A 25,898-nucleotide genomic window follows, 5' to 3' on the forward strand; every position below is an offset into this window, starting at 1 on the left:
GGAAAATATCGTTTTTATCTATTGGCACTGCGTGAACTACATGAAACTCCTTAAATTCTTTTTTTGGCACAGTTGTTTTCCGCATGGATCGGAGGTGCTGGTGGTGCCCCATGATTTATTAATAAAATCATCAAGATACACGCCATCCCAATGATAGCCCTGCATACCATATATCGCTTTATGCGCCAGAATCTCGATATGACGTTGATTCTCAACACCCTCAATAATCACGCCACTGCATAAATCGTTGAGATGGCCTAACAACAGATCAAATATATGGCTTTCGCCATACTGCCAAAAAAACGCTTTATCAATCTTGACACACTCAAATATTCCGCTACTCATCATGGTGAGGCTGGAATATCCCGGACCAAAGTCATCCAGCCATAAGGGCGCAATTTTTGCCAACCCCTTTAAAATTAATAGATCTGCACGAGTAAAGCGGGCGATGAAAAATGAGGATATTTCAAAGCGAAAGAAAGGCAACAGTGCCAGTCTTTGTTGAGTTTTTTCATCAGAAAAAATGCTGGAAACAATATCCCTGTTAATGTTCACACTAATGATCTGCCGGAATCCCTTTTGATAGAGTCGCTCCAGTTGATCTATTTGCCGCAGGAATAGTTGCCATTTCTGCTCCACGGGTAAGTGGCTGAAAAAAACCGCTTCTCTTGCCGGATTCCTCATATGCTTAATATCAGCATCGTCCACAAAGCGCGTCAGCAATTCCCAGGCAAAAAGGTTGCCGGATAATCCGTAAACAGGTTCCAGTATAAAAGTGTATTGTTGCGGATTGCTCATCAACGCGCCCTTTTGCCACGATCTGACGCACCTTAAATGTCAGAATTTCTCATGTTAAACACAAGGAAAACATTGGTAAAACTTAACACCTTAACTGAAGGTTAACGTATAACTTACAGTTTGAGAAATAGGTTAAGCCAAGACATTCGCACATTTTGATAGGAATGGCGTATTGATTTTCATCTTGCAGCCGGTGAAATTATGACTACCGTTTCAGACAATTCCTGGAAAAAATAATGTTTTTTCCCATCTTGACAGAAATGATTTCATATTAACTATTTGATTTTAATTAAAAAAAATATATGAATGGTTGAGTTTTGGATTTCTTTTGTCAAAGTTACAGAATCGGTATGAGAAGATTTTTTCCAAAAAGCGTCGAAAAGCATTTAGTTAATAACAGTTATTATTTCACCACCAATGATCAAATTTTAATTATGCATAAAAAATATAACATAACAGAAAACCTGCTTTATAAGGCCAAATGACCTTACTGAATTAATGGGTATTTCCCGTATATAATGGATTGCGGCTTCGCTTTTTCAAATAAATGAATGAGATAGCGATGTTGTGTCTGCGCCATTCCTTCTTTAAATGACAAGAGAAATTACCACGGTGATCACGATCGCAATTTTAATAAAAAAGACAGGAGTGAAAAAATAGTGGAGAAATAAATGGACCGAGCCACGAACGTGGCCCGGTGAAGAGACGATTAATTATTCGTCTTCAAGATAGGTATAACCGTACAAACCGCTCTCAAATTCTTCCAGGAACTGCGCACGCAGATCTTCGTCTATATCGGTTTGCTTCACCTGATTACGGAACAGCGTCATCAGTTCTGCCGGGTTGAGCTGCACATATTCCAGCATATCTGCCACTGTATCGCCTTCATCTGAAAGCTGAACTTCCACGCTGCCATCCTGGAAAGCAAACACGTCAACCGCTTCGGTATCGCCAAACAGGTTATGCATGTTGCCGAGAATTTCCTGATACGCGCCCACCATAAAGAAGCCCAGCATCGGCGGGTTGTCGATATCGTATTCCGGCATCGGCATGGTGGTGGCAATGCCGTCGCCATCCACATAGTGATCGATAGTGCCATCTGAATCGCAGGTGATGTCGAGTAGCACCGCACGACGTTGCGGCATTTTGTTCAACCCTTCCAGCGGCAACACCGGGAAGAGTTGATCGATACCCCAGGCATCCGGCATCGACTGGAACAGCGAGAAGTTGACGTAAATCTTGTCAGCCATACGCTCCTGCAACTCATCGATAATCGGGCGATGAGCACGGTTGCTCGGATCAAGGTGCTGCTGGATGTAATGACAGATGCTGAGGTAAAGCTGTTCCGCCCAGGCGCGCTGACGCAGATCATAAGTGCCGGACGAGTAACCGGTATGGATGTCAAACAGATCCATCTGGCTGTCGTGCAACCACTCACGCAACGAGCGACGCACGTTCGGTTCGTGCATCTCCTGCCAGGTATCCCACATGCTCTGGATTGGGCGTGGCGCATCTACATCCGGCGCTTCCGGGTTGCTAAATTCGTTGCGCTCAACACCAATAATATTGGACACCAGCACGGTGTGATGAGCGGTTACCGCACGACCCGATTCGGTAATCACCGTAGGATGCTCAAGACCGTGTTCATCACAGGCATCACCAATCGCCCAAATCACGTTGTTAGCGTATTCATTCAGGCCGTAGTTAACCGAGCAATCGGACTGTGAACGTGTTCCTTCATAATCCACACCCAGACCGCCGCCGACGTCAAAACATTTGATGTTAACGCCAAGCTTCGCCAGCTCTACATAGAAACGGGCTGACTCACGCACCCCGGTAGCAATATCGCGAATATTCGCCATCTGCGAACCAAGGTGGAAATGCAGCAATTGCAGGCTATCGATACGACCCGCTTTACGCATGATCTCCACCAGCTGCAACACCTGCGACGCCGCCAGACCAAATTTGGACTTTTCACCGCCGCTCGACTGCCATTTACCGGAGCCTTGCGATGCCAGACGTGCACGAATACCGAGGCGAGGCACGACATTCAGCCGTTCTGCCTCTTCCAGCACCATGCGTACCTCAGTCATCTTCTCGATCACCAGATACACCTTGTGACCAAGTTTCTCACCAATCAACGCCAGACGTATGTATTCGCGGTCTTTGTAGCCGTTACAGACGATAACGGTTCGGGTTTTACCCGCATGCGCCAATACCGCCATCAGCTCCGCCTTGGAACCAGCTTCCAGCCCCAGCGGTTCGCCGGAGTTGACCAGCGACTCAATCACACGTTTGTGCTGGTTTACCTTGATGGGATACACCAGGAAGTAGTCACCTTTATACCCGTAGGATTCGCGGGCACGTTTGAAGGCACCGTTAATCGAACGCAGACGGTGCTGCAAAATCTGTGGGAAGCAAAACAGCGCGGGCAGGCGCTGACCATCAGCTTCACGCTCTTTCACCAGTTTGGCGAGGTCGACACGAACTTCCGGCATGTCCGGATCCGGGCACACGCTGATGTGGCCCAATTCGTTGACGTCGTAATAGTTATTACCCCACCAGGCAATATTGTAGGTGCGCAGCATTCGGCTCGCTTCCTGATCATTCATCGCCACCTCCTGCATGGAGCGGAGTACACCCTGTTCGCCAGCTGACGAACCCTTGATATTCTTCATGTCGTCAGACATCACGAACCTCAATTTTCCGTTGAAATATGAAAAAGTTGCCGGGTTTTGTCGTTATTACGCCGGGATAAAATTGCCCCATTCTGCCTGCTTATCCTCAAGAGCTGCTGACGTTAAGTGTAAAACACCAGGCCGGGATGCGTGCAACCGTGCCAGAAATAGCCTGGCAGTGCCATCATCACCCGAGCGTGAAAAAAATCACCAGGATTGTGGGAACAAGTTAGCCGGCGCTCGTGTCGGGATAATTACCGCAACGAACAAAACTTCGACTGGAGTGAAAAACAGAAGTGGAAATGGAAAGGATTGCCAGCGCGCACGTTGAGCGCAGTGAACCGTAAAAAGAGAAAGGGTGGTTCATTACTTTTATCACCTCCAACGCATGGGGAAAACATGCGGGAAACGGCCTGGGTGAAAGCCAGATACACACATATCTGACGGGCGCGACGCACGGCGGCGTCATCCTTTTGGGCTGTGGTCGACAGCAGCGGCGATTTATACAGCCTGACGCATAAAATTGCAAAAGCTTTTGCCAGAGCGGCCGATACCGGGATCAATACGGTGATCCGTGTCAGGAAAATTTTCCAGTTCAGCTGTTGCGTAAAATGCGGAAACAGAAAAAGGGCTGGTAATTCGCTCAGTGAGTAACCTAAAATAGCCGTCCAGATGGTCATCCATCTAAACTGGTTAACATCCAAGCTTTCTTACTGCTCGCGGCTTTGCCTGAAGGGGCGTCGAGCCTGGCACAACCTCGCTTACGCTATGCAGTCGAATTCAAACCATTTGTAAGGTAAAGAACAGAATGGCTAAACACCTTTTTACGTCTGAGTCCGTATCAGAAGGACATCCTGATAAAATCGCTGACCAAATTTCTGACGCCGTGCTCGACGCCATCCTTGAACAGGATCCGAAAGCTCGTGTGGCCTGCGAAACTTACGTGAAAACCGGTATGGTGCTGGTTGGCGGTGAAATCACCACCAGCGCATGGGTTGATATCGAAGAGATTACCCGTAATACCGTTCGTGAAATTGGCTATGTTCATTCCGATATGGGCTTCGATGCCAACTCTTGCGCAGTACTGAGCGCCATTGGTAAACAGTCTCCGGACATCAACCAGGGCGTTGACCGTACCGACCCGCTGGAACAAGGTGCTGGCGATCAGGGCCTGATGTTTGGCTACGCCACCAACGAAACTGACGTTCTGATGCCTGCTCCGGTAACCTATGCGCACCGTCTGGTCCAGCGTCAGGCTGAAGTACGTAAAAACGGCACCCTGCCGTGGCTGCGTCCGGATGCAAAAAGCCAGATCACTTTCCAGTACGATGGCGGCAAAATTGTCGGTATCGATGCCGTGGTACTGTCGACTCAGCACGCGGAAGAGATTTCCCAGACTGACCTGCGTGAAGCGGTAATGGAAGAGATCATCAAGCCGGTTCTGCCAACTGAGTGGATCAACGCCAGCACCAAATACCACATCAACCCGACTGGCCGTTTCGTTATCGGTGGCCCAATGGGTGACTGCGGTCTGACCGGTCGTAAAATCATCGTGGATACCTACGGCGGCATGGCGCGTCACGGCGGCGGTGCTTTCTCTGGTAAAGACCCATCAAAGGTTGACCGTTCTGCGGCTTACGCAGCACGCTACGTGGCAAAAAACATTGTTGCGGCTGGCCTGGCTGACCGTTGTGAGATTCAGGTTTCCTACGCAATCGGCGTGGCAGAACCGACATCGATCATGGTGGAAACTTTCGGTACTGAGAAAGTGGCAACCGAGCAACTGACCCTGCTGGTACGCGAGTTCTTTGACCTGCGTCCGTACGGTCTGATCCAGATGATGGACCTGCTGAAGCCTATCTACAAAGAAACTGCCGCTTACGGTCACTTTGGCCGCGAACACTTCCCATGGGAAAAAACCGACAAAGCTGCACAGCTGCGCGAAGCTGCTGGTTTGTAAGTTTATACCCCTGCGGTTCAATTAAGGGAGGCCAATGGCCTCCCTTACTATTTCTCACATCCGTAGCGGCGCGATTTATCGCGCATTTTTTTCGTGCCAGAAACCAAAGCGCGCGATAAATCGCGTCGTTACATTTCGGGTCAGCTTTTCCATTAACAATAAATTGTTAACGATTACATTTTGAAACGCTTTAAATATCTGAGATTTAGGAATTTTGCAGCGTGGTTATTCCAGTAAAAATGCGTTATTTTCAGCGTCGTCTGATAGCCGATATTTAGAATGATGTCAGAAACTTAAAGGGTGCTATACCTTACTGGTTACAGAACCATTTTGGGCGAAAAATGCTGAATGACAGGGATTCAGCGAGTGTAACCGATTACATTCATGTGATCCTCCTCACTTTTTCCCGCAAGCAGGTTCCTTAACATTGATAAAAACAACGATAGATAAATTTGGAGGCAATATGCCTGGCAATACTCATAAAAGCAGAACCTCAAATAAGGCGATGACCTTGTTTGTCTGCTTTCTCGCGGCTCTGGCCGGCCTGCTGTTCGGTCTGGATATCGGCGTTATCGCTGGTGCCCTGCCCTTTATCGCTAAAGACTTTAACGTTACCGCCCACCAGCAAGAGTGGATCGTCAGCTCCATGATGTTTGGTGCAGCAGTGGGTGCTATCGGCAGCGGCTGGATGTCATCACAACTGGGTCGTAAAAAAAGCCTGATGGCCGGAGCCATTCTGTTTGTGATTGGCTCCCTGTGGTCAGCCTTTGCACCCAACCCGGAAATGCTGATTGTTGCCCGTGTGGTACTCGGTCTGGCAGTCGGTGTAGCGTCTTACACTGCGCCACTGTATTTGTCTGAAATCGCACCGGAAAAAATCCGCGGCAGTATGATCTCCCTGTATCAGCTGATGATCACCATTGGTATTCTGGCCGCGTACCTGTCCGACACCGCGTTCAGTGACGCGGGTGCATGGCGCTGGATGCTGGGTGTCATCACCATTCCGGCAATCCTGCTGTTGGTAGGCGTGGTATTTCTGCCAAACAGCCCGCGTTGGCTGGCGGCGAAGGGTAACTTCCGCGATGCGCAGCGCGTGCTCGATCGCCTGCGTGACACCAGCGAGCAGGCCAAACGCGAGCTGGATGAAATCCGCGAAAGCCTGAAGATCAAACAGTCAGGCTGGCAGTTGTTCCAGAGCAACAGCAACTTCCGTCGCGCGGTATTCCTTGGCGTGCTGTTGCAGGTGATGCAGCAGTTCACCGGTATGAACGTCATCATGTACTACGCACCGAAAATCTTTGAAATCGCGGGCTTCGCCAACACCACACAACAAATGTGGGGCACGGTGATTGTCGGCCTGGTCAACGTCCTGGCAACCTTTATCGCTATTGGCCTGGTGGATCGCTGGGGCCGTAAGCCTACACTGGTGCTGGGTTTCCTGGTGATGGCAGCCGGTATGGGTATCCTCGGTACCATGCTGCATGTCGGTATTCACTCAGCCGGTGCGCAGTACTTCGCGGTTGCGATGCTGTTGATGTTTATCGTCGGCTTCGCCATGAGCGCCGGTCCGCTGATTTGGGTACTGTGCTCTGAAATCCAGCCGCTGAAAGGCCGTGACTTCGGTATCACCGTCTCAACAGCGACCAACTGGATTGCCAACATGATCGTCGGTGCCACCTTCCTGACCATGCTGAACTCACTGGGCAACGCGCCGACCTTCTGGGTCTACGCCGGACTCAACGTGTTCTTTATCCTGCTGACGCTCGTGCTGATCCCTGAGACCAAAAACGTCTCGCTGGAGCACATCGAACGCAACCTGCTGTCGGGTAAAAAACTGCGTGAAATCGGTCAGGAATGATCGAAACATGCGCTAACAAGGGCTGCCTGCGGGCGGCCCTTTTTTATGGCACGTCCCGCAGCAGTTGAGTTCCCCCGCGCAACGCCTTATGCTTTCCGCCATGAAAACGCCCCGCCTGCCCATTGCCATACAACAAGCCGTGATGCGCTCACTGCGCCAGTTCCTGCAACTGGCAAATGAGCGGCTGAAACGCAGCTATCCCGAACCGAAACTGATTTATCAACAACGTGGTACAGCGGCAGGCACCGCCTGGCTGGAGAAGTGGGAAATCCGTCTCAACCCGGTGTTGTTGCTGGAAAATCAACAGGCGTTTATCGACGAAGTGGTGCCGCACGAACTCGCGCATCTGCTGGTATGGAAAACCTTCGGTCGCGTTGCCCCACACGGCAAAGAGTGGAAATGGATGATGGAGGAAGTGCTGGGTGTACCCGCACACCGCACACATCAATTCGAAATCGACTCGGTGCGCAGCCGTACCTTTGCCTACCGTTGCCGTTGTCAGCAACATCAACTCACCGTGCGCCGTCATAACCGCGTCGTGCGTGGCGAAAGTGAATATCGCTGCGTACATTGCGGTACGATATTGCAACCTGGTGAATTTTCAGCAAGTTAGTCGGTAATCTCATTTCACCGCCGGGCGCATTCTGCTAACCTGCCGCCTTTTTTCGCATCGGGTTAAGTTTGGAATATGTCTCGCAAAATTATTATCGCCCTGACCTTGTTAGTCGCTCCGCTGAGTGCCTGGAGCCTCAACCTCAATAATTACCATCAGAATAACTTCCAGCAGGCCAAAGAATACGCGGCCTCAATCAATGCCGATGCGCCCGGCAGTTTCTACTGTGGCTGCAAAATCAACTGGCAGGGCAAGAAAGGCGTACCTGACCTCAGCAGCTGTGGCTATAACGTGCGTAAAAATGCTAACCGCGCAGCTCGCATCGAATGGGAACATGTGATGCCTGCCTGGGAGTTCGGCCATCAGCGCCAGTGCTGGCAAAACGGTGGACGTAAAAATTGCAGCAAAGATGCCGATTACCGCCGCATTGAGAGCGATCTGCACAACCTTGAGCCGGCAATAGGTGAAGTGAATGGCGATCGTGGCAACTTCCAGTACAGCCAGTGGAACGGTGGTGAACAGCCCTACGGCCAGTGCAGCATGAAGATCGATTTCAAACAGAAACTGGCGCAGCCACCGGAGCGCGCCCGTGGAGCCATTGCCCGCACCTACTTTTATATGCGCGATCAATACAAACTGAGCCTGTCACGTCAGCAAACACAGCTGTTTACCGCTTGGGATAAGCAATATCCGGTGACGCCGTGGGAGTGCGAACGCGATCAACGCATCGCCAAAGTGCAGGGCAATCATAATCCTTATGTGCTTCAGGCTTGCCAGCGCTAAAACCGCTACCCTACACTAGCTGCTTTCCGATTGAGCCGTGCCGCTGGCACGGCATTAACGCTGGCAGGAACCGCATGCGTATACCTCGCATTTTTCACCCCGAACCCCTTACTGTGAACAGTGAGGTCTTCCTTGATGAAGACGCCGCCAATCACGTCGGACGCGTGCTGCGTATGAACGCAGGCCAGCGGCTAGAGCTGTTTGATGGCAGTAATCTGACTTTTGCCGCCGAAATCACCCAGGCTGATAAAAAGCGTGTAAAAGTAAGAGTCCTTGACAGTCAACAGGATGATCGCGAATCACCGCTGCATCTGCACCTTGGACAGGTGATGTCGCGCGGTGAAAAAATGGAATTCACCATCCAGAAATCCATCGAACTTGGCGTCAATGTCATTACGCCCTTGTTTTCTGAACGCTGTGGCGTAAAGCTGGATGCTGAGCGTCTGGCAAAAAAAATCCAGCAATGGCAAAAAATTGCAATTGCCGCCTGCGAGCAGTGCGGCCGTAATCGCGTGCCGGAGATTCGCGAAGCGATGACGCTGGAAGCCTGGTGCAGTGAAGCCGATGAAGGGCTAAAACTGAATTTACACCCGCGCGCCAGCCACAGTATCAACACGCTGCCCCACCCTGTTGAGCGCATCCGCCTGCTGATTGGTCCTGAAGGCGGCCTGTCGACAGAGGAGATTGCCATGACAGCACAGCACGGTTTCACTGATATTCTGTTGGGACCACGCGTGTTACGCACCGAAACCACCGCCCTCACCGCCATTACGGCACTTCAGGTGAGGTTTGGCGACCTCGGTTAAGGGATACTTTCGGGTTGTATAAAGACGCCAGCGTTAACATGGCGTCCTGACTAAGCAGGGGTAGTGAGTTCCCCCCTTTGAGGAGAGAATAATGATTAAGCTTGGCATCGTTATGGACCCGATTTCGTCCATCAACATTAAAAAAGACACCAGCTTCGCCATGTTGCTGGAAGCGCAGCGCCGTGGTTACGAAATTCATTACATGGAGATGAACGATCTCTCCCTGCGTGGCGGTGTGACGTACGCACGCACGCGCCTGCTCAGCGTAGAGCAAAACTACGATAAATGGTATGAATTTGGCAGCGAGCAAGAGATCAAACTGGCCGATCTCAATGTGGTGCTGATGCGTAAAGATCCGCCGTTCGATACCGAATTTATCTATGCCACTTACCTGCTGGAACGTGCTGAAGAGCAAGGTACGCTGATCGTCAACAAGCCGCAGAGCCTGCGTGACTGCAACGAAAAACTCTACACCGCGTGGTTTGCCGATCTCACCCCCGACACGCTGGTGACGCGCAGCAAAGAGAAATTACGCGCCTTCTGGCAGGAGCACGGCGATGTGATCCTCAAACCGCTGGATGGCATGGGTGGTGCATCGATCTTCCGCGTGAAACAGGATGATCCTAACTTCGGCGTTATCACCGAAACCCTGACCAATCACGGGCAGAACTTCTGCATGGCGCAAAACTACCTGCCAGCCATTAAAGATGGCGACAAACGTGTGTTGGTGGTTGACGGTGAACCCGTCCCTTACTGCCTGGCGCGAATTCCGCAAGGTGGCGAAACCCGTGGTAACCTGGCAGCGGGTGGCCGTGGCGAAGCTCGTCCCCTGAGCGACAGCGACTGGGAGATTGCCCGTCGCGTTGGGCCGACGCTTAAAGCAAAAGGGCTGATTTTTGTCGGTCTTGACATCATCGGTGATAAACTGACGGAAGTGAATGTGACCAGCCCGACCTGCGTGCGTGAAATTGAAGCCGCCTTCCCAATCTCCATCACCGGTATGCTGATGGATGCCATTGAGAAACGTCTGGGCTAAGGATGCCGTCGGAGCCAAGGCTCCGTGAATGTCTCCAATACCGGCATTGCCGCAGCAATGCCGGTTATTTTTGGTATACGAGTGAGAATGAATTTACAGCATCATTTTTTGATTGCGATGCCATCCCTGCAAGATCCCTTCTTCAAGCGCTCGGTCGTGTACATTTGCGAGCATAACGAAGATGGTGCTATGGGCTTGATTATTAATAAGCCGATGGAGAATCTGACGGTCGAAGGCATCCTTAAAAAGCTCAAAATCAGCCCATCAGATCGCGATCCAGCTATCAGGCTGGATAAACCGGTATTCGCTGGCGGCCCGCTGGCGGAGGACCGTGGCTTTATTCTGCATTCTGCACAACGCGTCTACTCCTCCAGCATTCGTATTTCAGACACCACCGTGATCACCACCTCAAGAGATGTGCTGGAAGCGATTGGTAGCAGCTCTCAACCAGAACATGTGCTGGTGGCGCTGGGGTACTGCGCCTGGGAAAAAGATCAGCTCGAAAACGAATTGCTGGAAAACGCCTGGCTCACCACACCAGCATCCAGCACCATTCTGTTCCAGACGCCGATCGCGGAACGTTGGCGTGAAGCCGCGAAATGCCTGGGTGTGGATATCCACAATATGACTAACGATGCAGGACACGCCTGATGGCCAGTGAAACGCTGCTGGGCTTTGATTTCGGCACCAAAAGTATTGGCGTTGCTGTCGGACAGCAACTGACAGGCACCGCCCGCGCGCTGGCGGCGCTTAAAGCGCAGGATGGTACGCCGGACTGGAACCTGATCGAGCGGTTACTAAAAGAATGGCAGCCCGACTACGTAGTGGTAGGTCTGCCGCTCAATATGGATGGCAGCGAACAGGAACTGACCGCGCGCGCACGTAAGTTTGCCAACCGCCTGCATGGTCGTTTTGGGGTGCGTGTTGAGTTGCAGGATGAACGCCTCAGTACCGTTGAAGCGCGTGCCGGTTTGTTCGAACGTGGTGGCTACCGCGCGCTGCAAAAAGGCGCGGTCGATTCGCAATCGGCCGTCATCATCCTCGAAGATTGGTTCGACACCCACTGATCGTTCAAATCATCCCTGCCTGCTGTCGCGCCAGCTCGCTCTGGGCGAAGGTTTGCATTCCGGCCTGTGCGCCGGTTTGCAGTACTCCCGGCAACTGATGCATTTTCCCTTCGCGAATCAGGTTAGCTACCGCAGGCGTCGCCACCAGCACTTCAAACAATCCCACCCGCCCTCCCTGCTTTGCCGGCACCAGCCGCTGCGCCAGCACCGCTTTCAGGCTCCCTGCCAGTTGACTGCGCACCAGGTTTTTTTCCTCGGCGGGAAACACGTCCACCAACCGGTCCACTGCCTGAGTCGCACCACGCGTATGCAAGGTTGCCAGCACCAGATGGCCAGTCTCAGCCGCCGTTAATGCCAGGCGGATAGTTTCGCTATCGCGCAGTTCACCTAACAGAATCACATCCGGGTCCTCGCGCAGCGCCGCCTTCAGTCCCTGACGGAATGAAGCACAGTGCGCCCCAACTTCACGCTGTTGAATCAGCGAACGCAGGCTGTGATGAATAAACTCGATGGGATCTTCCAGCGTGAGAATATGGCGTGACTGCGCACGGTTCAGGCTATCGACCAGCGCCGCCAGTGTGGTGGATTTGCCACTGCCGGTTGCACCGGTGATGAGAATCAATCCCTCCTCCAGCAGAAGCAATTGCTCAACAACCGGCGGCAACCCCAGGCTGTCGATTGCCGGTACCTGACTGGCAATCAACCGCAAAGCCAGGGACAAACCGTGCCGTTGGAGAAACAGATTGGCGCGCAGTCGCACGCCACTTGCCAATGTGATGGCAAAATCGACGTGCCCCTCTGCTTCCAGCGCCGTCTGCTGCGCGGTATCCAGCCACTGCATCATAAAGGCTTCCAGCCAGGCCGGTTCCAGTGCGGATTGCTCCGGGATGGGCTCCAGCACCCCTTGCCGTCGCCAGTGTGGCAAATGTCCGCTGCAAAGGTGCAGATCGGCGGCGTTATGCTTTACACTAAGGGCCACAACTTTATCCAAATCCATAGAAATTCTCCTGACTATGACTTCCATTGAGCACAACTTACAGCAAGTACGCGAGCGTATCGCCGCTGCTGCCGCGCGTTGCGGACGCGCTCCAGAAGAAATTACGCTGCTTGCAGTGAGTAAAACCAAACCTGTGAGTGCGGTCGAAGAAGCCATTGCTGCCGGACAGCGGGCGTTTGGCGAAAATTACGTGCAGGAAGGGGTTGAAAAAGTCACCACGCTGGCCGCACATCCTGAACTGCAATGGCACTTCATTGGTCCATTGCAATCGAACAAAAGTCGCCAGGTGGCGGAGCATTTTGACTGGTGCCATACCGTGGATCGTCAGCGCATTGCGCAACGTCTTAATGACCAGCGCCCGACGCACCTGCCGCCACTTAATGTGTTAATTCAGGTAAATATCAGTGACGAGAACAGCAAATCTGGCATCATGCTGGAGGCGCTGCCGACGTTGGCACAGGAGATTTCTGCCTTGCCGCAGCTACGTTTGCGCGGCCTGATGGCGATTCCGGCACCGGAACAGGATTATGATCGCCAGTTGGCGGTCTGCCAGCAAATGGCTGCCGCGTTTCGTGCCCTGCAACAGAATTACCCTGACGTCGATACGCTTTCTCTGGGAATGAGCGACGACATGGAAGCGGCCATCGCCGCTGGCAGTACTATGGTGCGTATCGGCACCGCCGTATTTGGCGCGCGGGATTATGCGCGCACTTCACAACAATAATTGAGGAACCTCATGTTAACAATGACGTTTTTAGTCAAAACGCTGATCGACCTGTACGTGATGGTCTTGCTGCTGCGCATCTGGATGCAGTGGTCACGCTGTGACTTCTACAACCCGCTGTCGCAGTTTGTCGTGAAGATTACCCAGCCAATTATCAAACCACTGCGCCGCGTATTACCGGCATTAGGGCCGATTGATACCGCCTCGTTACTGCTGGCGTTTGTGCTGACCACCCTGAAATACCCGATTCTGCTGTTGATTCAGGTAGGCGTGTTTTCGGTAGATCCAACCAACCTGTTGGTTGGCCTGTTATCACTGCTGAAGTCAGCCGGTTATCTGGTGTTCTGGGTAATTATCATTCGTTCACTGATGAGCTGGATCAGCCAGGGCCGCGGTCCCATTGATTATGTGCTGATCCAACTGACTGAACCGCTGATGGCACCGATTCGTCGCATTTTGCCAGCTATGGGCGGTATCGATTTTTCTGCCATGATTGTCATTCTGGTGCTGTATGCGCTGAATTTCCTCGGCATGGACCTGTTCCCGGGTCTTTGGTATTTGCTGTAATTCGTTAATCTGGAACTGTTATGCAAAAAGTTGTTCTCGCCACCGGTAATCCGGGCAAAGTTCGTGAACTGGCCGACCTGCTGGCGGCCTTTGGTCTGGATATCGTGGCGCAAACCGAGTTAGGCGTAGAGTCAGCGGATGAAACTGGTCTGACTTTTATTGAAAACGCCATTCTCAAAGCCCGCCATGCCGCGCAAATCACCGGTCTGCCTGCGATTGCCGACGACTCCGGTTTGGCGGTCGACGCCCTCGGCGGTGCGCCGGGTATCTACTCTGCCCGCTATGCCGGTCTCGATGCCAGCGATCAGCAGAACCTCGACAAATTGCTGATTACGCTGGAAAATGTGCCAGACGGCGAACGTCAGGCGCAGTTCCACTGCGTGCTGGTTTACGTGCGTCACGCGGCCGACCCTACGCCTCTGGTATTCCACGGTAGCTGGGCCGGTGAAATCACGCGTGCTGCCGCGGGTGCAGGCGGTTTTGGCTATGACCCGATTTTCTATGTACCTGAATTAGGCAAAACGGCGGCTGAGCTGAGTAAAGATGAAAAGCGCGCTGTTTCTCACCGTGGCAAAGCATTGACGCTGTTACTGGATGCGATGCGCAATGCCTGATTTACCACCGTTAAGCCTGTACATCCACATTCCGTGGTGTGTACAAAAATGTCCCTACTGTGATTTCAACTCCCACGCATTGAAAGGCGAGGTGCCGCACATCGAGTATGTGCAGCACCTGCTGAACGATCTTGAGCAGGATTTACCGCTGACCAGCGGCCGCGAAGTCCGTACCATATTTATTGGTGGTGGTACGCCAAGTCTGTTAAGCAGCAACGCGATGCAAATGTTGATGGATGGCGTACGTGCGCGGCTACCGCTGGCGCCCGATGCCGAAATCACCATGGAAGCCAACCCTGGTACGGTAGAAGCCGACCGCTTCAGCGGTTATCAGCAAGCCGGGATTAACCGCATTTCAATTGGTGTGCAGAGTTTCAGTCCGCAAAAACTGGAGCGTCTCGGACGTATTCACGGTCCGGAAGAAGCAAAACGCGCGGCACATCTTGCCGCCGGTCTTGGGTTACGCAGCTTCAACCTCGATTTGATGCACGGTCTGCCAGACCAGTCGTTGGAAGAAGCGCTCGACGATCTGCGCCAGGCGATTTCCTTAAATCCACCTCATCTGTCGTGGTATCAGCTGACCATTGAGCCAAATACGTTGTTTGGCTCACGCCCGCCAGTGCTGCCGGATGATGACGCGCTGTGGGATATCTTCGAACAAGGCCATCAGTTGCTGACCGCCGCGGGTTATCAGCAATATGAGACTTCGGCCTATGCGAAGCCCGGCTATCGCTGTGAGCATAACCTCAACTACTGGCGCTTCGGTGATTACCTCGGTATTGGTTGTGGTGCGCATGGCAAACTGACACAGCCGGATGGCCGCATTGTCCGTACCGTAAAAACCCGTCATCCGCGTGGTTTTATGAAGGGTAATTACCTCGATAAACAGCATGATGTCGCAGATGCCGACAAACCGTTTGAGTTCTTTATGAACCGTTTCCGTCTGCTGGAAGCGGCACCGCGCGCCGATTTCCGCCGCTACACCGGGTTGGATGAGGCAGTGATTCGTCCACAGATCGATGCAGCGATCGCAGCAGGATATGTGCTGGAAACGGAGCAACATTGGCAGATTACGGAAAAAGGTAAGTTGTTCCTGAACTCACTGCTGGAGTTGTTCTTAGCTGAAGAGTAGCCCCGACTTAGCGGCGCGATTTATCGCGCGTGTTTAAAAAAACGCGCGATAAATCAGCCTCTCTCGGTATTTTGTCGCAGCTGAAGCAGGTGGGTGTTAATCAGCGCGATATTCACTTCGCACGGCGTACCATCATCCAGATAGACGGTTTCACTGATCTCCAGCACGGCATCGTTCTCTTTCAAATTCAGCAGATTAAGCTGATCAGCATCGGTTAAGTTGATAGCGCTTAGGTTCTGATCCCTGCGCTGCACTTTCTTCCCGGTGAGCTGTTCAATATACGAGTATTTGGAGATCTCCAGCTTGCTGAATTCCATGCTGCTAAACATGGTGACCGGCAAATGAATATGTTCCAGCGCCACCGGGATATCATCAAAGCACATTAAACGGACGATTTTATACACCTGATCGCTGTTCTTAATGCGTAACGACTGTGCCATATCTGGCGTTGGCACCTTCATGATGCTGACGGTGATAACTTTCCTGATGCCTTTATAGCCTTTTTTCTGCGCCTGATAATCAAAAGGTGACAGCGCATGAAAACGGCCAGAATGGTTACTTTTGCCAATCGAGCCAACAAACAGACCTGAGCCTTTCACCCGGTAAATTCGCTGCTGTTCAATCAAAATTCTGGTTGCTTCGCGCACCGTCGCGCGGGTGATGCCGATGTTCTTGGCTATCGCGATTTCGGTGTCGAGCTTATCGCCAGGCAGAAGCCCATCCTCTTTGATTTTGCGGAGGATGTAATCGACAACCTCTTTCTGCTTCTCAGTAATGCCATCGACCATCAGCGTTGTTCCCGATAAGTGTAAGACCCGACAACCGCGAGCCATCAGTGCACATGTATGCCTGAGTTTATTTTCTTCGTACCAGCCTGACCGTATGAGGATGTGATCCAGTTAACGAATTTGCACTCCCGCTCAGGGTGTCCAGCCAGATTTGAATCTTACATATTGTATCTGTACACGTCCAGGTGCATCATCAAGATGACTAGACACATTAAACATGTATAGACTTAATCAGGCAACCATAAAACCCGATTGATATAAAATAAAAATCAGGACACCTGCATAACAAATCAAATCAAGATAATGATATTTATCATTATTTATTTAGATGCTGTGACTTCCCAGCCGAAAGCAGGATGACGGTGGGAATATCTTCACACATCACGACAGGGCGCCACACCAGGGGCAGCCACCGGGAAGTGACTGGACATCTTTTACCACCGACCCAGCGATGACAGTCAGGATTTCTGCATAAAACAGCGCTAGAGCGAGATCAGTTCATGGTAAATAGAGAGTTAGCAAACGCGATTCGATTTCTGAGCATTGATGCGATCCAGCAAGCCAATTCAGGGCATCCTGGCGCGCCAATGGGAATGGCGGATATTGCCGAAGTGGTATGGCGTCACCACTTACGCCACAACCCCAAAAACCCACAGTGGTTCAACCGTGATCGCTACGTTCAGTCCAACGGACATGGCTCCATGCTGCTTTATTCCTTGCTGCATCTGACTGGCTATGATGTGACCATTGAAGACATCCGTCAGTTTCGCCAGTTGCATTCCCGCACGCCAGGACACCCCGAATACGGTTATACACCCGGCGTAGAAACCACCACCGGCCCACTTGGTCAGGGCGTGGCAAATGCCGTCGGGATGGCGATTGCCGAAAAAGGGCTGGCGGCACAGTTCAATAAACCGGATTTCGCGCTGGTCGATCATTACACCTGGCTGTTTTTAGGCGATGGCTGCCTGATGGAAGGGATCTCCCATGAGGCATGTGGCCTGGCAGGCACTTTGCAGCTCGGCAAACTGATTGCCGTCTGGGACGACAATGGCATCTCGATTGATGGGCATGTGGAAGGCTGGTTCTCAGAAGATACCGCCGCCCGCTTCCGCGCTTATGGCTGGCATGTGATTGAAGGTGTCGACGGACATGATGCAGCGGCAGTGGATGCTGCGGTGCGTGAAGCCAAAGCCGTCACCGACAAACCCAGCCTGCTATGTTGCAAAACCATCATTGGTTTTGGTTCACCGAATAAAGCCAATAGCCACGATTGCCACGGCTCAGCCCTTGGCAGCACAGAAGTCGCGTTGGTGCGTGAAGCTCTGAACTGGCCGCATGCGCCCTTTGAAATTCCCGCTGCCATCTACCAGGCCTGGGATGCAACCGAGCAGGGTGGAAAAAACCAGCAAGAGTGGGATCACCTGTTTGCCGCTTATCAACAGCGCTGGCCGGAGCTGGCGGCGGAATTTAGCCGCCGTATGCAGGGTGAGCTGCCTGCCAACTGGGCACAGGACATGGACAGCTACATCGCCGGATTGCAGGCAACGCCAGCTAATCTTGCCACCCGTCAGGTCAGCCAAAAGTGCCTGAACCATTTTGCCGATTTACTGCCGGAACTGCTGGGTGGATCAGCGGATTTGTCACCCTCAAACCTGACCCGACAGCAAACCTCTGTCGATTTCAGCGCTGAAAATCCGGCGGGAAATTACATCTCATACGGTGTGCGTGAATTCGGTATGTCAGCCATCATGAATGGCCTGGCGCTGCATGGTGGTTTTATCCCCTACGGCGGCACTTTCCTGATGTTTATGGAGTATGCACGCAATGCGGTGCGTATGGCGGCGCTGATGAAAATCCGTTCGGTCTTCGTCTATAGCCACGACACCATCGGTTTGGGCGAAGATGGCCCAACCCACCAACCGGTGGAACAATTAGCTTCGCTGCGACTGACACCCAATATGGAAACCTGGCGTGGCTGCGACCAGGTTGAGGTCGCGGTGGCATGGCGTCAGGCGATTGAACGCCAAAACGGACCAACCGCGCTGGTCCTTACCCGACAACCGCTTGAGCAGCAACCGCGTTCGGCGGCCCAGGTGGCGGATATTTCCCGTGGTGGTTATGTCCTTGTCGATTGTGATGGCAAGCCCGAGTTGTTGCTGATCTCATCCGGTTCAGAAATCGAGTTGGTGGTTGCCGCCGCTAAAGTGCTGCGCGAAGAAGGCTGCAAAGTGCGGGTGGTTTCCCTGCCCTGTACCGAGCGTTTCGATCAACAGGACGAACAATATAAAGAATCGGTACTACCGAAAGACGTGCGTCAACGTCTGGCGGTGGAAGCCAGCATCGAAGGATTCTGGCAGCGGTATACCGGTCTGGATGGGAAAGTGATTGGTATGAAATCATTTGGTGAGTCAGCACCGGCCAACGTCCTGTTCAAACATTTTGGCTTTACGGTGGAGAATGTCCTTGAGACCGCCCGTAGCCTGCTGAAGTAAACACCGAATACGACTTTAATTCAGGATATAACTATGTCGAATCTGTCAAAGTGGCTGAATGAGGAAAAGATCCAATACCTGGAAAATGTCTCTGACTGGAAAGAGGCAATTCAGGTTGCAGGACGCCCACTGCTGAATGAAGGCGCCATTTCTCAGCAATATATTGATGTCATCATTCAGCAAAAAGAGGACATTGGTCCCTACTTTGTTATCGCACCACGTATCGCTATGCCCCACGCGCGCCCTGAACAGGGAGCGCAAAAACTGGGGTTATCGATTGTCAAACTGGGCCATGCCGTTAAATTCGATGCGGATGAAAATGATCCGGTTGATGCTATTTTTATGTTCTCAGCACCGGACAGTAACAGCCATATTGAAATGATTTCGCAACTGGCTGAAGTCCTTTCCGATGACGAGACGATGGGGCGATTATTCAACGCAGGTAGTAAAGAAGAATTGAGCGCCATTTTACTGGCAGATAAGGCTGTTAATTAAGAAAACCATTCAGAATACGAATCAAGAGGTGTTATATGAAAATTATGGCGGTTTGTGGCTCAGGCCTGGGAAGCAGTTTTATGATGGAAATGAACATTAAAAAAGTTCTTAAAGCCATCGAAATCACAGCGGATGTCGAACATTCCGATCTGGGTTCAGTTACCCCGGATGTTGCTGATGTTTTTGTGATGGGTAAAGACATTGCCTACAGTGCGAACCTGCCTGAGGACAAAGTCATCATCATCAATAACATCATTGACATCAAAGAGCTTGAGCTAAAGATCCGCGAATATTTTAATAAAGCCTGACTCAACCTTCTCTACCCTTAATAATTCAGGTTGCAACCAGGGTATATGCAACCTGAAAAAATAGAACGCTTACCGCTGAGGTTAATATGTTTATCCAAAACCTTTTATTGGTAGTTGTCGACGTGCTGAAAGTGCCTTCAATCCTCGTAGGGTTGGTGGCTTTATTTGGTCTGGTCGCGCAAAGAAAACCGTTCCCGGATGTGATTAAAGGCACGGTAAAAACGATTCTGGGTTTCTTAGTACTGGCAGGTGGTGCCTCCGTATTGGTTGGTTCACTGACGCCACTCGGTGATATCTTTAAGCAGGCATTTGATGTACAGGGAATTATCCCTAACAACGAAGCGATGGTTTCCATTGCACTGGAAAAATACGGCGCGCCCACCACGCTGATTATGGCGTTTGGTATGGTGGCGAATATTGTGGTTGCCCGCTTTACCCGCCTGAAATATATCTACCTTTCCGGTCATGTGACATTTTACATGGCCTGTATGGTGGCAATTATTCTGTCGGTGGCCGGCTTCGAAGGTGTCCAGCTTATTTACACCGGTTCACTGGCACTCGGCATGTTGATGGCATTTTTCCCGGCGCTGGCTCAGCCGCATATGCGTAAAATCATCGGCCATGACCAGGTCGCGTTAGCCCATACCGGCACGGTGGGTTACGTGTTGTCTGGCTGGATTGGTTCATTAGTCGGTAAAGGTTCAAAATCTACCGAAGAGATGAACATGCCAAAAAACCTGAGTTTTTTGCGTGACAGCACCATCTCTATTTCCCTGACGATGATGATTATCTATTTTATTCTGTCCGTTTCTGCGGGCAAAGAGTATGTGGAAAGCCATTTCAGTCATGGTCAGAACTATCTGGTCTACTCATTCGTGCAGGCGATCACCTTCGCGGCTGGCGTATTTATTATTCTGCAAGGCGTTCGTTTAATTCTGGCAGAAATCGTCCCGGCGTTTACCGGTTTCTCTGAGAAGCTGGTGCCAAATGCACGCCCGGCACTCGACTGTCCGATTGTATTCCCTTACGCGCCGAATGCGGTACTGGTTGGCTTTATTTCCAGCTTCGTTGGGGGTCTGGTTGGATTATTTATCCTCGGCCAGCTGAAATGGGTATTAATTCTGCCAGGCGTAGTGCCTCACTTCTTCTGCGGTGCCACCGCCGGGGTATTCGGTAATGCGACCGGAGGTAAACGTGGTGCAATGCTCGGTGCGTTCGCACATGGTGTATTAATTACCTTCCTGCCGGTAGCGCTGTTACCAGTACTGGGCGCGTTGGGATTAACCAACACCACCTTCTCGGATACCGACTTTGGTGTCACCGGGATCATCCTCGGCAATATGGCCCGATATATGGACAAGGGCACCATCACTATGGTGATTACCGGGATTTTCGCTCTGCTGGTTATTTATAACTTTGCCACCAGCAATAAGGCCGTGGCAAAAGAAGTGAAAGGCGAATAAAACTTATCACTGAAAAGTAGCGGCGCGATTTATCGCGCAGTGTCGGAAAAAACCGTGCGATAAATCGCGCCGCTACGAAATTAACCTTTAAAACCTTGTACCAGGCCTTTACGCTGCCCTTCCAGATCCGTCACACGATTACATACTTCATGGCCAAAATTCTGGAAATCCTGCTCCTGCTTGTTCCACTCGGTTTGAATCGACTGTTGTAAACCACCAAGATTGCCCATCAGCGCCTGCAATGGGTTATTGCCGCCACCTGTCTGCTGGCTACCCATCTCGTTCAGGCTGTCCTGTAAGATGCCGCCCATAGTGCTTTGCACCAGCTTTTCACCGTCGGCACGCACCTGATCAATGGCCTGATGATGGAAAGTCAGACCATCATTGCGATGTTCGATAATGCGGTTCATCTGCTGCTTCAGCTGACCATCCAGCTTAGTAAGACGATTACGCACGTTGCTGTTTGGCCCCAGCTTCTCGACAATCACCTGATCCAAAGCAACGCGGCTACGCTCCAGTCGCGTGCTGGCACCTTGATCAATCCAGGGCAAGTCACGGCGCAACGCATTTTGATAGTTGATCGCTTTCTGGCGCGTCGCGTTATCAACGCTAACTTTCTGACCATTGAACTGCACGTCACCCTGCGGCGAGATTTCGAGGTTGCCGTTCTCTCCCACCACCTGCACGCTCTGCGGCTTAATAATCACATCATCTTGTGGCTTAACGCTGCATTCATAAGCAGCCTGAGCCTGTGTCGCCGCCAGCAATAACGCGGCGAGAAGCGCTTTACGAACCATGAAATCTCCTGCGTCCATTTGCGGAACCGTAGCGGCGCGATTTATCGCGCCGCTACGGGGTGTACCAATAAGTACCGTCTACAGGATTCTTAGTCCCACCACACATCAAAGAGTTCAGTCACCTGCACGTCTGTCAGGCCACGATCCTGTAACCATTTGCGAACCAGTTCACGATGCTCATCGGTGCACTTGCCAGTTTGTTGCAGGCACACCAACCCTTCCCAGACCAGGTAACCGCTACCATCGTAAGCCAGACCATTTGGATCAATCACTTCATTGATGAAAGCATCCAACGTGCTGTCAATTTGCTCCTCGCTGGTACCTTCGGCAAAACGCCAGGCAACGGAGAAACCCAGTTCCTGAAACTCATCAATATGCAATTTTTTACGTAAACGACGGCTGCGCTGTGTGGCCATTTATTTCACCCTCTCAAACATCAGATCCCAAACGCCGTGGCCCAGTCGCTGCCCGCGTTGCTCAAATTTGGTTAACGGACGCGTCTCCGGACGCGGCACGTAATCATGACTTGCAGACAGGTTTTGATAACCCTGAATGCTGCTCATTACTTCCAGCATGTGCTGGGCGTAGGCTTCCCAGTCGGTCGCCATATGGAAGACACCGCCCAACTTCAGCTTACGCATGACCAGCTCAGCAAACGGTACCTGAACGATACGACGTTTGTTGTGGCGCGCTTTATGCCAGGGGTCCGGGAAGAACAACTGCACCATGCGCAACGAGTTATCTGGAATCATCTTCTCCAGCACTTCAACGGCGTCGTGACACATCACACGTAGGTTTTCCACGCCCGCTTCTTTTGCTGAACCCAGACACGCACCAACACCTGGCGCATGAACTTCAATGCCGAGGAAGTTCTGATGCGGGTTATTTTTCGCCATCGTCACTAACGAGGCTCCCATACCAAAACCAATTTCCAGCACCAGCGGCGCATCACGGCCGAACAACGCGGTCAAATCCAGCGGTTCCGGCTGATACTCGACGCCCATCTCCGGCCAGTATTGATCGAGTGCCAGCTGCTGCCCTTTGGTTAAGCGCCCCTGGCGGCGCACAAAACTGCGGATACGGCGCAATGGCCGCCCGTTCTCATCAAATTCTGGGGTGATGACGTCATTAATCATGTCAAAGCCTGTTGATTAGCGTGTTCAGGGAAACGCGCATTATGCAAAGTTCAATAGCAGAAGCAAGCCTTTGCAAACTTCCGGTTTACACCCTGATGTCTCTATGCTGGAATTCCTGCCTGAGTGTAGAGTAACCACGGAAAATTTCCTTCTTATGATGCAAGCGCCGCAGTTCGCGCAACAGGTGCTGGACTGGTATCAGCGCTTTGGTCGCAAAACCCTGCCCTGGCAGCAGGAGAAAACGCCCTACAAAGTATGGCTCTCCGAAGTGATGTTGCAGCAGACCCAGGTTGCCACCGTCATTCCCTATTTTGAACGCTTTATGGCGCGCTTCCCCACGGTTGCCGATCTGGCGGCTGCGCCACTGGATGAGGTGCTGCATCTGTGGACCGGTCTGGGCTATTACGCCCGTGCGCGTAACCTGCACAAAGCGGCAAAGCAGGTGGTGGATAAGCACGCTGGTGAGTTCCCGCGTAACTTTGATGACGTGGCCGCGTTACCGGGTGTTGGCCGCTCAACGGCGGGGGCGATATTGTCGCTGTCGCTGGGACTACACTTCCCCATCCTCGATGGCAACGTTAAACGTGTGCTGGCGCGCTGCTACGCCGTAGCAGGCTGGCCGGGGAAAAAAGAGGTCGAGAAGCGGCTATGGCAACTGAGCGAAGAAGTGACGCCAGCACAGGGCGTCAGCCAGTTTAATCAGGCGATGATGGATCTCGGCGCGTTAGTGTGTACCCGCTCACGTCCGAAGTGTGAGATTTGCCCGCTTAGCAGCGGCTGTGTCGCATATGCCAATGCCAGTTGGGCCAACTATCCCGGCAAAAAACCTAAGCAGACGCTGCCCGAACGCAGTGGCTGGTTTCTGATGATGCAACACGGTGATGATGTCTGGCTGGAACAACGCCCACCCGTGGGCCTGTGGGGCGGCCTGTTCTGCTTCCCGCAATTCACCACCGAACAGGCGATGACCGACTGGCTGGCAGAACGCAGTATTCACGCCAAACCGCAGCAGCTCACTGCATTCCGCCATACTTTCAGCCATTTCCATCTGGATATTGTGCCTATGTGGCTGGCATGGCCTTCGTCCGGGTCGCTGATGGATGAAGCAGGCGGTCTCTGGTATAACTTAGCGCAACCACCGTCAGTGGGTCTGGCTGCGCCGGTCGAGCGCCTGTTGCATGAACTGCGACATCCCCAGCAACTGGCACTGCATACGCGAGTGACCGAAGAGGAAGAGTAATGAGCCGCACTATTTTTTGTACTTATCTGCAACGCGACGCTGAAGGTCAGGACTTTCAGCTCTATCCTGGCGAGCTGGGTAAGCGCATCTACAACGAAATCTCCAAAGAGGCTTGGCAGCAATGGATGACCAAGCAGACCATGCTGATCAACGAGAAAAAACTCAACATGATGAACCCAGGCGATCGCAAAGTGCTGGAACAGGAGATGGTGAATTTCCTGTTTGAAGGCAAAGATGTGCACATTGAAGGTTACACACCGCCGGAAAAATAAACTTTCTGGGCCTCACCTTGAGGCCCTTTTCAGGTCAGGCTTGCATTAACAATGAATAAAAAATTGATCGCCCTGCTGGCAATCGCACCGCTTTTGGTTTCCTGCTCCGGACACAAACAAGGGCAATATCACGAAGAGTGGGTTAAGGACACCAACGGTTTCGACATTCTGATGGGTCAGTTCGCCCATAACATTGAAAATATTTGGGGAATCAATGAGGTTCTGATCGCAGGCCCCAAAGATTACGTCAAATATAGCGACAACTATTACACCCGCAGCCATATCAACTTTGATAGCGGTAGCATTACCATTGAAACCATTTCCGGCACCGATCCGATGGCGAGCCTGCGTCAGGCGATCATCACCACGCTGTTGATGGGTGATGAACCGGGTAATGTGGATCTCTATTCAGATGCCAACGATATTCAGATCAGTAAAGAGCCAATGCTGTACGGCCAGGTGCTGGACAACACCGGCCAGGCCATTCGCTGGCAGGGCCGTGCTGGTAACTTTGCTGACTACCTGATTCAGAACAAACTGCAAAAACGCACCTCTGGCTTGCATGTTATCTGGTCGGTGACCATCCCGATGGTGCCGAACCATCTCGACAAGCGTGCGCACAAATACCTGCCAATGGTACGCAAAGCCGCAGAAGAGTATGGCGTGGATGCGTCATTGATTCTGGCAATTATGCAGACCGAATCGAGCTTCAACCCCTATGCGGTGAGTAATTCTGATGCGCTGGGACTGATGCAGGTAGTGCAACATACCGCCGGGGTTGATGTGTTCCGCATGAAGGGCAAATGGGGTAAACCCAGCCGTAGTTATCTGCTTGATCCGGAGAACAACATTGATGCCGGTACGGCCTATCTGTCGTTGTTGCAGAACACCTATCTGGGTGGAATCCAGGACCCGGTATCACGCCGTTATGCAGTGATTACCGCTTATAATGGCGGCGCGGGCAGCGTATTGCGGGTGTTCTCCAGCGATAAAGATCGCGCGTTTGCGATGATTAATGGTATGTCGCCGGGGCAGGTATATCAGACGCTCACCACCAACCATCCATCAGCGGAATCACGTCGTTATCTGTACAAGGTGAACAGCGCCCAGCGCAGTTATCACCGTTATTAAGTGCGGTCAGTTCCCTCACCCCAACCCTCACCCCAACCCTCTCCCGCAAGACGGGAGAGGGGGTAGATCGGGCAGACTTCTCCCGCTTACGGCAGAGGGCGAAGATTCAGCATATTGCACATCTCCTTCTCCCGCTTGCG

27 protein-coding genes are annotated in these 25,898 nt (G+C 52.0%); 19 read left to right on the forward strand and 8 right to left on the reverse strand.

The genetic code is table 11. The features are described from left to right. Positions 1–36: 36 nt before the first annotated feature. The 3 genes from AC6I8T_RS17070 to AC6I8T_RS17080 form a co-directional block, all read right to left on the reverse strand. Positions 37–798, reverse strand: coding sequence for an EAL domain-containing protein (locus AC6I8T_RS17070; RefSeq protein WP_497834169.1), 762 nt, complete (start codon positions 796–798; stop codon positions 37–39). Between the two features lie 713 nt (positions 799–1,511). Continuing rightward, positions 1,512–3,488: a biosynthetic arginine decarboxylase gene (speA, locus tag AC6I8T_RS17075; RefSeq protein ID WP_071783608.1), complete on the reverse strand. Its 1,977-nt coding sequence runs from the start codon at positions 3,486–3,488 to the stop codon at positions 1,512–1,514. Between the two features lie 242 nt (positions 3,489–3,730). Next, positions 3,731–4,156: a hypothetical protein gene (locus AC6I8T_RS17080; protein ID WP_208723662.1), complete on the reverse strand. Its 426-nt coding sequence runs from the start codon at positions 4,154–4,156 to the stop codon at positions 3,731–3,733. A 128-nt stretch (positions 4,157–4,284) separates the two neighbouring features. Between AC6I8T_RS17080 and metK the strand changes: the two genes are divergently transcribed. The 8 genes from metK to ruvX all read left to right on the forward strand — a co-directional run bounded on the left by metK (position 4,285) and on the right by ruvX (position 11,599). Beyond that, on the forward strand, positions 4,285–5,436 hold the full coding sequence (gene metK / locus AC6I8T_RS17085) for a methionine adenosyltransferase (protein ID WP_021186208.1): 1,152 nt from the start codon (positions 4,285–4,287) through the stop codon (positions 5,434–5,436). Positions 5,437–5,899: 463 nt separating this feature from the next. Further along, positions 5,900–7,294, forward strand: a complete 1,395-nt coding sequence (locus AC6I8T_RS17090) for a sugar porter family MFS transporter (protein ID WP_208723661.1) — start codon at positions 5,900–5,902, stop codon at positions 7,292–7,294. A gap of 100 nt (positions 7,295–7,394) precedes the next feature. After that, positions 7,395–7,907: a SprT family zinc-dependent metalloprotease gene (locus tag AC6I8T_RS17095; protein WP_497834170.1), complete on the forward strand. Its 513-nt coding sequence runs from the start codon at positions 7,395–7,397 to the stop codon at positions 7,905–7,907. A gap of 75 nt (positions 7,908–7,982) precedes the next feature. Beyond that, positions 7,983–8,690: a deoxyribonuclease I gene (endA, locus tag AC6I8T_RS17100; RefSeq protein WP_021186205.1), complete on the forward strand. Its 708-nt coding sequence runs from the start codon at positions 7,983–7,985 to the stop codon at positions 8,688–8,690. Between the two features lie 74 nt (positions 8,691–8,764). Beyond that, positions 8,765–9,496 (forward strand): 16S rRNA (uracil(1498)-N(3))-methyltransferase, encoded by a 732-nt coding sequence (gene rsmE / locus AC6I8T_RS17105; protein WP_036627824.1) that lies wholly within the window; start codon positions 8,765–8,767, stop codon positions 9,494–9,496. 91 nt (positions 9,497–9,587) lie between these two features. Further along, positions 9,588–10,532, forward strand: a complete 945-nt coding sequence (gene gshB, locus AC6I8T_RS17110; protein ID WP_013510368.1) for a glutathione synthase — start codon at positions 9,588–9,590, stop codon at positions 10,530–10,532. Positions 10,533–10,619: 87 nt separating this feature from the next. Continuing rightward, positions 10,620–11,183: a YqgE/AlgH family protein gene (locus AC6I8T_RS17115; protein WP_208723660.1), complete on the forward strand. Its 564-nt coding sequence runs from the start codon at positions 10,620–10,622 to the stop codon at positions 11,181–11,183. Continuing rightward, entirely contained in the window at positions 11,183–11,599 is a 417-nt protein-coding gene (gene ruvX / locus AC6I8T_RS17120; RefSeq protein ID WP_021186202.1) for a Holliday junction resolvase RuvX, read from the forward strand. The genes AC6I8T_RS17115 and ruvX overlap by 1 nt, the downstream gene beginning before the upstream one ends. Positions 11,600–11,603: 4 nt before the next feature. Here ruvX and AC6I8T_RS17125 read toward each other — a convergent pair whose 3' ends face one another. Then, positions 11,604–12,596, reverse strand: a complete 993-nt coding sequence (locus tag AC6I8T_RS17125) for a type IV pilus twitching motility protein PilT (protein WP_497834171.1) — start codon at positions 12,594–12,596, stop codon at positions 11,604–11,606. Between the two features lie 16 nt (positions 12,597–12,612). On the opposite strand from AC6I8T_RS17125, the gene AC6I8T_RS17130 reads away from it, so the two are divergent. The 4 genes from AC6I8T_RS17130 to hemW are packed head-to-tail and all read left to right on the forward strand — an operon-like array spanning position 12,613 to position 15,633. After that, positions 12,613–13,320 (forward strand): YggS family pyridoxal phosphate-dependent enzyme, encoded by a 708-nt coding sequence (locus tag AC6I8T_RS17130; protein WP_497834172.1) that lies wholly within the window; start codon positions 12,613–12,615, stop codon positions 13,318–13,320. Between the two features lie 12 nt (positions 13,321–13,332). Next, a complete protein-coding gene (locus AC6I8T_RS17135) occupies positions 13,333–13,887 on the forward strand; it encodes a YggT family protein (RefSeq protein ID WP_021186199.1) in 555 nt (184 codons plus the stop codon). A 20-nt stretch (positions 13,888–13,907) separates the two neighbouring features. After that, positions 13,908–14,501 carry an XTP/dITP diphosphatase gene (locus AC6I8T_RS17140; RefSeq protein WP_021186198.1) on the forward strand — a complete coding sequence of 198 codons (594 nt, stop codon included), beginning with the start codon at positions 13,908–13,910 and terminating at the stop codon, positions 14,499–14,501. Then, positions 14,494–15,633 (forward strand): radical SAM family heme chaperone HemW, encoded by a 1,140-nt coding sequence (gene hemW / locus AC6I8T_RS17145; protein ID WP_497834173.1) that lies wholly within the window; start codon positions 14,494–14,496, stop codon positions 15,631–15,633. The genes AC6I8T_RS17140 and hemW overlap by 8 nt, the downstream gene beginning before the upstream one ends. A 53-nt stretch (positions 15,634–15,686) precedes the next feature. Here hemW and AC6I8T_RS17150 read toward each other — a convergent pair whose 3' ends face one another. After that, the gene (locus AC6I8T_RS17150) at positions 15,687–16,421 is read right to left on the reverse strand and encodes a GntR family transcriptional regulator (protein ID WP_208723656.1); all 735 of its coding nucleotides are present in this window, start codon (positions 16,419–16,421) and stop codon (positions 15,687–15,689) included. Positions 16,422–16,921: 500 nt separating this feature from the next. On the opposite strand from AC6I8T_RS17150, the gene tkt reads away from it, so the two are divergent. The 4 genes from tkt (at position 16,922) to ulaA (ending at position 21,182) form a co-directional block, all read left to right on the forward strand. Further along, positions 16,922–18,916, forward strand: coding sequence for a transketolase (gene tkt / locus AC6I8T_RS17155; RefSeq protein ID WP_497834174.1), 1,995 nt, complete (start codon positions 16,922–16,924; stop codon positions 18,914–18,916). A gap of 33 nt (positions 18,917–18,949) precedes the next feature. Then, a complete protein-coding gene (locus AC6I8T_RS17160) occupies positions 18,950–19,411 on the forward strand; it encodes a PTS sugar transporter subunit IIA (protein ID WP_021186194.1) in 462 nt (153 codons plus the stop codon). A 35-nt stretch (positions 19,412–19,446) separates the two neighbouring features. After that, on the forward strand, positions 19,447–19,719 hold the full coding sequence (locus tag AC6I8T_RS17165; protein WP_021186193.1) for a PTS sugar transporter subunit IIB: 273 nt from the start codon (positions 19,447–19,449) through the stop codon (positions 19,717–19,719). A gap of 86 nt (positions 19,720–19,805) precedes the next feature. After that, complete coding sequence (gene ulaA / locus AC6I8T_RS17170) at positions 19,806–21,182, forward strand: PTS ascorbate transporter subunit IIC (RefSeq protein WP_021186192.1); 1,377 nt, start codon at positions 19,806–19,808, stop codon at positions 21,180–21,182. 80 nt (positions 21,183–21,262) lie between these two features. Here ulaA and AC6I8T_RS17175 read toward each other — a convergent pair whose 3' ends face one another. The 3 genes from AC6I8T_RS17175 to trmB all read right to left on the reverse strand — a co-directional run bounded on the left by AC6I8T_RS17175 (position 21,263) and on the right by trmB (position 23,115). Continuing rightward, complete coding sequence (locus AC6I8T_RS17175) at positions 21,263–21,979, reverse strand: YggN family protein (RefSeq protein ID WP_208723654.1); 717 nt, start codon at positions 21,977–21,979, stop codon at positions 21,263–21,265. Between the two features lie 89 nt (positions 21,980–22,068). Then, positions 22,069–22,395, reverse strand: a complete 327-nt coding sequence (locus AC6I8T_RS17180) for a YggL family protein (RefSeq protein WP_021186190.1) — start codon at positions 22,393–22,395, stop codon at positions 22,069–22,071. Further along, positions 22,396–23,115 (reverse strand): tRNA (guanosine(46)-N7)-methyltransferase TrmB, encoded by a 720-nt coding sequence (gene trmB, locus AC6I8T_RS17185; protein WP_021186189.1) that lies wholly within the window; start codon positions 23,113–23,115, stop codon positions 22,396–22,398. It abuts the gene before it with no gap. A 154-nt stretch (positions 23,116–23,269) separates the two neighbouring features. Between trmB and mutY the strand changes: the two genes are divergently transcribed. The 3 genes from mutY to mltC are packed head-to-tail and all read left to right on the forward strand — an operon-like array spanning position 23,270 to position 25,758. Further along, a complete protein-coding gene (gene mutY / locus AC6I8T_RS17190; RefSeq protein ID WP_208723653.1) occupies positions 23,270–24,355 on the forward strand; it encodes an A/G-specific adenine glycosylase in 1,086 nt (361 codons plus the stop codon). Further along, positions 24,355–24,627, forward strand: coding sequence for an oxidative damage protection protein (locus AC6I8T_RS17195; protein ID WP_013510385.1), 273 nt, complete (start codon positions 24,355–24,357; stop codon positions 24,625–24,627). Before mutY ends, AC6I8T_RS17195 begins: the two co-directional genes overlap by 1 nt. A gap of 51 nt (positions 24,628–24,678) precedes the next feature. Continuing rightward, the gene (mltC, locus tag AC6I8T_RS17200) at positions 24,679–25,758 is read left to right on the forward strand and encodes a membrane-bound lytic murein transglycosylase MltC (protein WP_021186186.1); all 1,080 of its coding nucleotides are present in this window, start codon (positions 24,679–24,681) and stop codon (positions 25,756–25,758) included. Positions 25,759–25,898: the final 140 nt, after the last annotated feature.

The organism is Pantoea sp. X-Soil-OKNW-556 (genome assembly GCF_059730695.1).

Coding starts and splice junctions, on each gene's coding strand:
- AC6I8T_RS17070 (WP_497834169.1), bottom strand. CDS start 798: ATGAGCAATCCGCAACAATACACTTTTATACTGGAACCTGTTTACGGA.
- speA (WP_071783608.1), bottom strand. CDS start 3,488: ATGTCTGACGACATGAAGAATATCAAGGGTTCGTCAGCTGGCGAACAG.
- AC6I8T_RS17080 (WP_208723662.1), bottom strand. CDS start 4,156: ATGACCATCTGGACGGCTATTTTAGGTTACTCACTGAGCGAATTACCA.
- metK (WP_021186208.1), top strand. CDS start 4,285: ATGGCTAAACACCTTTTTACGTCTGAGTCCGTATCAGAAGGACATCCT.
- AC6I8T_RS17090 (WP_208723661.1), top strand. CDS start 5,900: ATGCCTGGCAATACTCATAAAAGCAGAACCTCAAATAAGGCGATGACC.
- AC6I8T_RS17095 (WP_497834170.1), top strand. CDS start 7,395: ATGAAAACGCCCCGCCTGCCCATTGCCATACAACAAGCCGTGATGCGC.
- endA (WP_021186205.1), top strand. CDS start 7,983: ATGTCTCGCAAAATTATTATCGCCCTGACCTTGTTAGTCGCTCCGCTG.
- rsmE (WP_036627824.1), top strand. CDS start 8,765: ATGCGTATACCTCGCATTTTTCACCCCGAACCCCTTACTGTGAACAGT.
- gshB (WP_013510368.1), top strand. CDS start 9,588: ATGATTAAGCTTGGCATCGTTATGGACCCGATTTCGTCCATCAACATT.
- AC6I8T_RS17115 (WP_208723660.1), top strand. CDS start 10,620: ATGAATTTACAGCATCATTTTTTGATTGCGATGCCATCCCTGCAAGAT.
- ruvX (WP_021186202.1), top strand. CDS start 11,183: ATGGCCAGTGAAACGCTGCTGGGCTTTGATTTCGGCACCAAAAGTATT.
- AC6I8T_RS17125 (WP_497834171.1), bottom strand. CDS start 12,596: ATGGATTTGGATAAAGTTGTGGCCCTTAGTGTAAAGCATAACGCCGCC.
- AC6I8T_RS17130 (WP_497834172.1), top strand. CDS start 12,613: ATGACTTCCATTGAGCACAACTTACAGCAAGTACGCGAGCGTATCGCC.
- AC6I8T_RS17135 (WP_021186199.1), top strand. CDS start 13,333: ATGTTAACAATGACGTTTTTAGTCAAAACGCTGATCGACCTGTACGTG.
- AC6I8T_RS17140 (WP_021186198.1), top strand. CDS start 13,908: ATGCAAAAAGTTGTTCTCGCCACCGGTAATCCGGGCAAAGTTCGTGAA.
- hemW (WP_497834173.1), top strand. CDS start 14,494: ATGCCTGATTTACCACCGTTAAGCCTGTACATCCACATTCCGTGGTGT.
- AC6I8T_RS17150 (WP_208723656.1), bottom strand. CDS start 16,421: ATGGTCGATGGCATTACTGAGAAGCAGAAAGAGGTTGTCGATTACATC.
- tkt (WP_497834174.1), top strand. CDS start 16,922: ATGGTAAATAGAGAGTTAGCAAACGCGATTCGATTTCTGAGCATTGAT.
- AC6I8T_RS17160 (WP_021186194.1), top strand. CDS start 18,950: ATGTCGAATCTGTCAAAGTGGCTGAATGAGGAAAAGATCCAATACCTG.
- AC6I8T_RS17165 (WP_021186193.1), top strand. CDS start 19,447: ATGAAAATTATGGCGGTTTGTGGCTCAGGCCTGGGAAGCAGTTTTATG.
- ulaA (WP_021186192.1), top strand. CDS start 19,806: ATGTTTATCCAAAACCTTTTATTGGTAGTTGTCGACGTGCTGAAAGTG.
- AC6I8T_RS17175 (WP_208723654.1), bottom strand. CDS start 21,979: ATGGTTCGTAAAGCGCTTCTCGCCGCGTTATTGCTGGCGGCGACACAG.
- AC6I8T_RS17180 (WP_021186190.1), bottom strand. CDS start 22,395: ATGGCCACACAGCGCAGCCGTCGTTTACGTAAAAAATTGCATATTGAT.
- trmB (WP_021186189.1), bottom strand. CDS start 23,115: ATGATTAATGACGTCATCACCCCAGAATTTGATGAGAACGGGCGGCCA.
- mutY (WP_208723653.1), top strand. CDS start 23,270: ATGATGCAAGCGCCGCAGTTCGCGCAACAGGTGCTGGACTGGTATCAG.
- AC6I8T_RS17195 (WP_013510385.1), top strand. CDS start 24,355: ATGAGCCGCACTATTTTTTGTACTTATCTGCAACGCGACGCTGAAGGT.
- mltC (WP_021186186.1), top strand. CDS start 24,679: ATGAATAAAAAATTGATCGCCCTGCTGGCAATCGCACCGCTTTTGGTT.